The organism is Desulfobacterium sp. N47, from assembly GCF_051233685.1.
Taxonomy (GTDB): domain Bacteria; phylum Desulfobacterota; class Desulfobacteria; order Desulfobacterales; family RPRI01; genus RPRI01.
In genome coordinates this window covers 1-8670 of the sequence record NZ_JBAMMY010000295.1, presented here as the reverse complement: position 1 = coordinate 8670, position 8670 = coordinate 1, and the positions used below count along the sequence as shown (strand labels likewise).

At 38.7% G+C, this 8670-nt stretch carries 8 protein-coding genes; 1 reads left to right on the top strand and 7 read right to left on the bottom strand.

Annotated features, from left to right (window positions below):
• Positions 1-211 precede the first annotated feature (211 nt).
• The 5 genes from folD to VXK47_RS19085 form a co-directional block, all read right to left on the bottom strand.
• Entirely contained in the window at positions 212-1156 is a 945-nt protein-coding gene (folD, locus tag VXK47_RS19105; RefSeq protein WP_435550382.1) for a bifunctional methylenetetrahydrofolate dehydrogenase/methenyltetrahydrofolate cyclohydrolase FolD, read from the bottom strand.
• 129 nt (positions 1157-1285) lie between these two features.
• Complete coding sequence (gene argC, locus VXK47_RS19100) at positions 1286-2326, bottom strand: N-acetyl-gamma-glutamyl-phosphate reductase (RefSeq protein ID WP_435550381.1); 1041 nt, start codon at positions 2324-2326, stop codon at positions 1286-1288.
• Between the two features lie 259 nt (positions 2327-2585).
• The gene (locus VXK47_RS19095) at positions 2586-2990 is read right to left on the bottom strand and encodes a hypothetical protein (protein WP_435550380.1); all 405 of its coding nucleotides are present in this window, start codon (positions 2988-2990) and stop codon (positions 2586-2588) included.
• Positions 2987-3208, bottom strand: coding sequence for a hypothetical protein (locus tag VXK47_RS19090; protein WP_435550379.1), 222 nt, complete (start codon positions 3206-3208; stop codon positions 2987-2989). Before VXK47_RS19090 ends, VXK47_RS19095 begins: the two co-directional genes overlap by 4 nt.
• A gap of 71 nt (positions 3209-3279) precedes the next feature.
• Positions 3280-3987, bottom strand: a complete 708-nt coding sequence (locus tag VXK47_RS19085) for a C1 family peptidase (protein WP_435550378.1) — start codon at positions 3985-3987, stop codon at positions 3280-3282.
• Between the two features lie 367 nt (positions 3988-4354).
• Here VXK47_RS19085 and VXK47_RS19080 point away from each other — a divergent pair, with 367 nt between their 5' ends.
• On the top strand, positions 4355-5800 hold the full coding sequence (locus tag VXK47_RS19080) for a diadenylate cyclase (protein ID WP_435550377.1): 1446 nt from the start codon (positions 4355-4357) through the stop codon (positions 5798-5800).
• Between the two features lie 148 nt (positions 5801-5948).
• On the opposite strand, the gene VXK47_RS19075 is transcribed toward VXK47_RS19080, so the two are convergent.
• On the bottom strand, positions 5949-7337 hold the full coding sequence (locus VXK47_RS19075) for a UTP--glucose-1-phosphate uridylyltransferase (RefSeq protein WP_435550376.1): 1389 nt from the start codon (positions 7335-7337) through the stop codon (positions 5949-5951).
• Between the two features lie 17 nt (positions 7338-7354).
• A complete protein-coding gene (locus VXK47_RS19070; protein WP_435550375.1) occupies positions 7355-8419 on the bottom strand; it encodes a branched-chain amino acid aminotransferase in 1065 nt (354 codons plus the stop codon).
• Positions 8420-8670: the final 251 nt, after the last annotated feature.

Here is an 8670-nt window from a genome sequence, read left to right as displayed (position 1 = left end):
CTCTGACCTGATGGCTTCCAATGCAACCTTTGCTTTAAAATTCCCTGGATATTGCTTTCTCATTCTGTCTCCTTTATAATGGAGTCAATATCACAGAAAAAGTAGCTTAACCATCAGTTCAAATTTCGGGGTCCATTATACTATCACTTTATGGGATATAAATAAAAAAAGGGGGGCTTATAGCCCCCCTTTTTTTTATTGTCTCAAAATATCAAGCAATTCCAAGTTTAAACTTTAAAGATTTTAAAGTGTTTTTCATAAGCATTGTAATTGTCATAGGTCCAACACCACCGGGAACCGGTGTAATATATCCTGCGATTTCCTTAGCCGCATCAAAATTAACATCACCTTTTAATATGGCTATTTTTTTGCCCGTTTTTTCACTGACTTTTTCACCAACCCTGTTTACTCCCACATCAATAACACAGGCGCCCGGTTTAATCCATTCAGGTTTTACTAAGTCAGGAACACCGGCTGCTACAATAAGAATATCTGCGCGTTTGCAATGCGAGGCCATGTCTTTTGTTCTTGTGTGAACAATAGTTACAGTTGAATTTGCGCCGGGACCTTTTTGAAGCATCATGTTTGCGATGGGTTTTCCAACAATATTGGAACGTCCTACAACAACAACTTCGGCACCACTTGTTTCAACTCCGGCGCGAACGATCATTTCCTGGATTCCTGCAGGTGTACATGGAGCAAATTTAACCTCTGAACCACCAATCATTAAACGACCGACATTGACCGGATGAAAACCATCAACATCTTTATCCGGATCTATGGCGTTTAAAACCTTCTTCTCATCTATATGCTTTGGCAGCGGCAGTTGTACCAGAATGCCATTTACGGAATCATCCTTGTTGTAGTTATCTATGGTAGCAAGCAAGTCTGCTTCCGATATGTCAACGGGGAGACTTTTCAGATCCGGGTTCGATTCGTTAATAGGCTTGCCCGGCATCATTTCTTTAAAACCAACACGATGTGCAGTCTGAATTTTTAAAGTTACATAGGAAATTGAAGCTGGGTTTGCACCAACTAAAATTGTAACCAAACCCGGAACTACACCATGTTTTCCCTTGATTTCAGCAACCTCTTTTGTAATTTCTTCCAGTATCTGTTCCCGGATTTCGGTTCCCAGGATTAATTTTGCCGGCATTTTAAATCTCCTTTCAAAAAAAAGTTATAAATTCAAATTATTCAGGTTTATTTTACAATATTGCTCAACTATTTAGTCCATTAGATAATTCTTGTCAAGTAAGCAAGAACTTTTAAACCTTCTTTTGTGCTACAACGGATAAGGAACATTTTTAAGCCCGGTAGTTTCATCAAATCCAAGCATTATATTCATATTCTGCACCGCCTGCCCCGATGCTCCTTTTACAAGATTATCTATAGCAGAAATTAAAATGATCCGCTTTGTTTCTTTATCTATAACAAACCCTATGTCGCAGTAATTTGTGCCTCTCACATGCAAGGTATCAGGTAGCCTGTTCTGATCATACAATAGTCTGACAAAGGGCCGCCCGGAATAAAAAGATTTCATACATTCGTTAATATCCTGGGCACTGATATTTTTTTTAAGTTGTGCATAACTTGTTGTAAGCATACCCCTTGTCATTGGCACAAGATGTGGCACAAAAGTAATTTTTATATCTTTGCCTGCTTCACAGGACAGGATTTCATTGATTTCGGGATTGTGCCTGTGGGATGCAACTTTGTAAGCCCTGAAAGATTCATTAACTTCGCAAAAATGGGATGAAAGGGCAAGGGAGCGTCCTGCACCGCTTACACCGGACTTTGAATCGGTGATAATGGTTTTGGCGTCAACAAGTCCCGCTTTCAGCAAAGGGATAAGCGGAAGCAGTGTACTTGTAGGATAACATCCGGGGTTGCCGATTAAATCAGCAGTTTTTATCTTGTCATAATATACTTCGCTAAGCCCGTAAACCGCTTTTTCAAGAAGATCCTTTGCGGTATGTTCCTGGTAGAAAGAAGAGTAGACTATATGATTTTTGAATCTGAAATCAGCTGAAAGATCAATAACCTTTTTCCCCTTATTGATCAGAACCGGCGCAATTTCCATCGGTATTTTATGGGGAAGCGACAGAAAAAAAAGTTCAGCTCTTTTATAAAGTTTCTCAACGGAAAGCTCTTCGCATACAAGATCAGTATGACCTGCCATAGAAGGAAATACTTTATCAAATCTTAACCCGGCATATTGCCTTGAAGTAATAACCGTTATCTTTACCTTCGGATGCCCCGAAAGAATACGCACAAGCTCAGCGCCTGCATATCCTGTGGCACCAACGACTCCAACTCTGACCATTTCTACCTCCGTTTGAAACCTTTATAAAACACAGCTCAATGCTTTGTTCGCTTAAATGGTGTGGGTCATTTAAAGCTTTTCAGTTTATAACCATCTGTATTGCAATAATAATTTATTTATTGAAAAAATTTTATATCTTAAAAAATACTCAAAATGCAACATAATTGATGGTCTTTTAAAAAGCCCGCAAATCATTATGCCTTACTTGGATAAGCCTGCCCCGGCAGGATTATCAGGAACAAATTTAATCTGCAGTACATCAAACGCATGTTTTATGTGCTATCATACTGATTTCGGTAATAGCACCCTTTAAGTCATCCAGTTCTTCTTTTGTCGGACTGCTGCGGTGGTATTTTTCTATTGAGCAAATAGACTGGATGTTCTCGTATTGTAAAATGCGTTTTTTCAGTGTTTCATCAATCGGCATTACTGTTTCAAGGCCATTAATAAGATCGATAAAAGTGTGATTATCCGGCAGTTTTTTGTGATAATCCAATATTGCCATTACATAACCTTCCAAAGACATGGAAAGTAAATTATACCTTATATCAGCGCCAAAACGGTTTTTTTCACCTTTGGGTGTTGCAGCTTTAAGATATTGGTCGCCGTTTTTCAGCCACTTTCGCCAGTCTAAATCAGTTTCATTCATAATTATTTGTTTCATTCAATTTCCTTATTGGTGCTGGAAGATTTTTCAAAAATTTTTGTAAGATCAAAGCCAAAATACCGCAAACACATCAGAAGCAATAATGCAGCGCCTCCTTCATCCAAATTCCCGACAAACGGGATGTTATCAGGAATAACTTCAATCACTCCCACACCGATATTAAGGAGATAACATATTGATATGAGACCCAAACATGCAATAATAAAATTTTTCACCGTACCCCCTCAGATACAATAGCAAAGCGGACTTTTAACTGAATCACTTATTCTTATTATATCACATTATATCACAAAGCCACATTATGCCTGTTTTGAAAAAAAACGGACTCACCGCCATTGGCCAGCAATTTTTTCATGTCATCAAAGCTGATTTTACAATCACCGTTTACTCCCCAATCACGACCCCAGGAGTTACGCAGCAAGAAATATTTTTCCCTGGCATTTACGCCCCGGCATAAAATGCAGTGTCCACCCATCTCATCTCCCGTTGCGTGGATGAATCCTTTATCATCGGTATCAAACATATTCTCCAGCCATGGCAGACCCAAAACAGCCGGACCCCGGTATCCCACTCCAAGGGCAAGATCATTCAAACTAAAACCCCAGTAGTAGGAATCAAAAAAGCCTTTTTTTTGTACTATCTTGACACCGGACAGCACAGAAGTACCTTCGTACTTCTGTTGCGCACCCGGATATGAACCACCCGGCCATTCATCGATCTTCTGGGCCTCCCAATAAACAGCTTCCCGTGCAAAGGCATTGGTCAAGCCAGGCACTTCGGCAGGTCTGGCCGCCAGCTCGTGGGAGATGCCGAACCCAACGCAGGCGCCTTCTCTGCCCTGATCCAGATAGACATTACAACGCCAGGTGTAAGAGCGTAATTTTTTGGCTGCAACCATGCGCCGTACCGGATATTCTTTGCTTCGATCATCAAAGAATTTGACTCGATCCAACCGGATATCATTCGTTTTGCTTCCATCTTTTAGAGTAAACATGTTTTATCTCTCCATTGTTGGTTGTTGCATAAAAGGGGGTAAAGACGTTTTGTCAATGAAGCAATATAGTTTAGTTCGTGCCTCAGCAACTGATAATATGGGCAATGTTACACCTCAAATTATTTATTTTGTTTTATGTACGCTATAGTGTTCGAAATATCAACTTATATGAAGGCAATAACGATTTTAAAACTGTGTTGCCGGGCTGTCTGGGTCATTGTCTGTAATGGCCGCCATATCATATTTTAACTTGCTTTCCGAATGGCCAATCATTATACTTCAACAATCTTAGACAAGCTGCGAGCAATCAATTCCGTATAGTAATTAAATCGCAAGTTCTAATAATTTTCCTGGAACAGACAAAAAGATGCATGATTTTCTCTCATTTTTTTATTCCATCAGATGGCAGGATGTTGTCGATGTTGTTTTAAACAGCTATATCCTGTTCAGATTCTATATACTTTTTCGCGGAACTAATGTTTTTCGAGTACTTATAGCAATAGCTTTTCTGTGGTTTTTCCAGAGAATAGCTTTTTCTTTAGAACTCATAATAACAAGTTGGGCTATTCAGGGCATTACCGCTGTTGCAGCCCTTATAATAATTGTTGTTTTCAGAAATGAAATCCGAACTGTATTGCAGGCAAAAAATATAAAATCGTTTTTATGGGGTTTCCCTCAAAAAACTTCTATCACTCCTGTTGAAAAAATTTCACAAAGTGTTTTTGAGCTGGCTCGTAAACGTACGGGAGCTCTATTGGTATTTCCTGCAAAAGATGATCTGGAAGAATATGTAAAAGGCGGTCTGCCATGGCGTGGTGTTATTTCAAAAGAAATGATAATGAGTATTTTCTGGCATGACAATCCTGTGCATGATGGTGCGGCAATAATCAGTAAAGACAGAATTCTTGAAGTTTCCTGTATTCTTCCGCTTTCACACAATAATAATCTTCCTTCATATTATGGAACGCGGCACAGAGCCGCACTTGGACTGGCTGAAGCTACAGACGCAATGGTTGTAGTCGTATCTGAAGAAAGAGGTACGGTTTCCGTAGCTAAAGATTCAAGAATATATCGCATAAACAAAGAAAAGGATTTCCGGCGTATCCTTCAGGAGCATATGGGCGGTGTTCCTGAGCTTGATAATGATAAGCGGAAGGAAAAACTTGGAATATCCTTTGCAGCTCTTGTTTCATTTCTCTTTATTGTGGGAGTATGGTTTAGTTTCTCAAGAGGCATGGAAACTTTTATTAATCTTGAAGTACCGGTTGAATATATGAATCGTAATTCGGATGTGGAAATTCTGGATACTTCGGTAAATTCTGTTATTCTTAATATAGGCGGCTCAGATTCTCTTATTAAATCAATACGGCCTGAACAATTGAAAGCCAGGATCGATCTTGCAAAAGCAGTTGCAGGAAAAAATTCATTCCTGCTTACAGATGAAAACGTATCTCTTCCACCTGGTATAATGTTAAAAAGAGTTATCCCTTCAGTTGTTGAAGTAACGCTTGGAGTGCCTGTTATAAAGGTGCTGCCTGTAAAGGTTGTTTGGGCGGGCAGTCTCCCGAATGATCTGGTGCTTGATAAAGTCAAAATCATACCGGATAAAGTCAGGGTGATCGGATCCAGCCGCATTCTGGATGGAATCAAAACTGCGAATACTGATAATATATATCTTGAAAATATCTATAATTCCGGAGTTGTTACTGTTAAAATAGCTCTGAGTCCGCCTTCTCTCAAAATGGCACCGGATTCAAAAGACACGGTTACAGTGGTCTATACTGTGAGAAAAAAATCAATTCCTATAAGCTGAAGATAAAGACTTAAGGAAGACAAAGCTCATATGTTAGCAAGCTGATATGGCAATTATAAGCCGATGCCTTTAATGAACATTCTGTTATGTGTTTGTCTTGCCAGCTCAACAGCTTATGAACTGATTAGCTATTATTATGTTAAATATATCAAAAAGTTAAATCTTTATTAATAATCGAATTTTTAGTGATTACAGCCGGGTTATTACCTGTATTCTTTATTGTTACATTTCCAGCAATTTTGACATCTTTTTCAAAATAAACATCGCCTATTATTGACAGAGATTCACATTCTATCAAAGAAGGCACTCCTTCTTTAAACCTGTCGTTAAATTGATCTATTTTGCTGTAATACTTAGGATCAAGGTGTATCCGTATTTCCATAAGCTTTCTTGCAGGATTGATAATCAGTTTTTCATCGGCTACAAGATAGCAATCGGAACGCACGGCAAGAAGCTCGCTGCATTTTTTGACAGGATAAAATCTGGATCTTGGAACCCTTACTGCTGTCGCTCCATCAAAAAGAGAAATAGCTGATCCCATGGCCGTTTCAATTTGATATACTTTCGGGCTATTATCATCTCTTGGGTCAAGGGTTTTCGGATTTAATATTAATGGAAGATAAACAAATCCTTTTTCTTTGATAAGTTCTTTCAAATAAATAAGATTTATCCAGATATTATTTGTATTGAAAAAACTGTAACAACTCACATCTCTGAAAGCACCCAGTTCACTTTCAAAGCATTGGGCTACCTCACGTAAAATAAGGTTTCCGTTTATATGTCTGGCGATGTGCCCGCCTTTTAAATCGGATGGCGTTCTGTCAGAAACCTCCATTAAAAAAGGAAAATTATTTTGGGCAAAATAACCCAGAATTGCCTCATCCACTGTAGCTCCCAGGTTGTCCGAATTTGAAATAAAAGCATATGTTATCCCTTCGGAAAGAAGCTTATCAAGCATTCCTGAAGTCTGAAGCGCAGCATATATATCTCCATGCCCCGGCGGGTTCCATTCAATTTCTTTATTGTTAGGACATACGGCAGGACCGAAGCCATCACGAAGTACTTTAGGATATTTATGCTGAAGGAACGTAATGGGAAAGACCGGCAAATTCATTTTTTGCATGGCTTTGACCGTATCCTTATCGGTTCCGAAACTATTCATGAAAGCAAGTCTTATATTATTTTTTTCAGACTGTTGTATTATGATATCAAGAAATGTTTTTTCGCCCCTGACTCCAATAAGTGATTTGGCTTTGCTTAAACCCATGCTTGTGCCAAGACCACCGTTTAATAATATCCGGACAGTATTCTTTAATGCTTTCCTGCCGGTATCTGAATATCCGGACAGGTCGTTTGAATAAGTGATCTCATTTTCCCTAACGCATTCAATATCTTTGTCAAATATTATGCCCCGTTCACCATTAATAACTTTATGGTAATAGTACAGGAAGCTATCAACAACCACCTGGGGAAGGTTTTCTTTTTTTATCTTTTCAGTAAAAGCTGCGATATGTTTTTTTATTTCGGAATGTTCCACTAATATTCTCCATAAGTTCAGATTACTTGTTCAATCCAGCCCATGGTATCTTTTTCTCTTCCATACTGTATGTCGGTCAAAGCTTTAAACAGTTTATTTGCTACAGAGCCGACTTTTCCATCTGATACAGTAATAACCTTATCCCCATACTTAAGCTCCCCAACAGGAGAAATTACTGCTGCTGTTCCCGAACCAAAAACTTCTTTAAGTTTTCCCGAAGCATGGGCTTGCATTACTTCATCAATGGTTATCCGGCGTTCGATTGTTTTAAGACCCCATGATTTGGAAAGCGCCAGAACAGAATTTCTGGTGATTCCCGAAAGAATGCTGCCATTTAAGGAAGGCGTTATAATTTCATCATCAATTACAAAAAATATATTCATTGAGCCCACCTCTTCAATATATTTCTGCTCAATGCCATCTAACCATAAAACCTGTGTATAACCTTCTTTGTGGGCTGCTTCGCCTGCATAAAGACTTGCAGCATAATTTGCCGATGCCTTTGCCTCACCCAGACCGCCTCGTACAGCCCTTACATGATCCTTGGTAACAAGGATTTTAACAGGATTAAAACCTGCCGAATAGTAAGCTCCTACCGGTGAAAGGATAATAAATAAGCGGTATGTATAAGATGCCCGCACTCCCAGGAAAGGATCCATGGCAATAATGGTCGGTCTTATATACAATGAAGTGCCGGGTGCATCGGGGAGCCAATTTTTTTCAATTGTTATTAATTTTTTAAGTGAATCAAAAAGAAAATTTTCATCTACTTCAGGGATGCAAAGAAGCCTGCACGAATTATTGAAGCGTTTAAAATTATCTTTTGGTCTGAAAAGCTGAATTGAGCCGCTGCCTGTGCGATAAGCTTTTAAGCCTTCGAATATGGATTGCCCGTAATGAAGCACCATTGTTGAAGGATCCATGTTAATCGGTGCATAAGGCTCTATTCTGGGATTGTGCCATCCTTTTTCGGGATTATAGTCCATATTAAACATATGATCGGTAAATATTGTACCGAAACTAAGAGCGGAGCTGTCCGGAATCGGTTTCAATTTGTCTGCTGATTTTATAGATAGTTGCATTTTAACCTCCTGGGATACACAACATTTATTACAGTTCTTAATAACTTTATTAATACTTTGATACAGCATGACTATACTCTAAATCAAGACTTAAGTTGATTTGTACTATATAGTGTTTGACCGACAAATGGTAATCGATTGAATTTGAAGATAAATATTGAATAAAAGTAAAACGAAGATTTTTCAGAAAGATGCATTTTATACTTGCATTCTTGACTCATTAATGGTAGTTATTTACTTGAATTAACAGC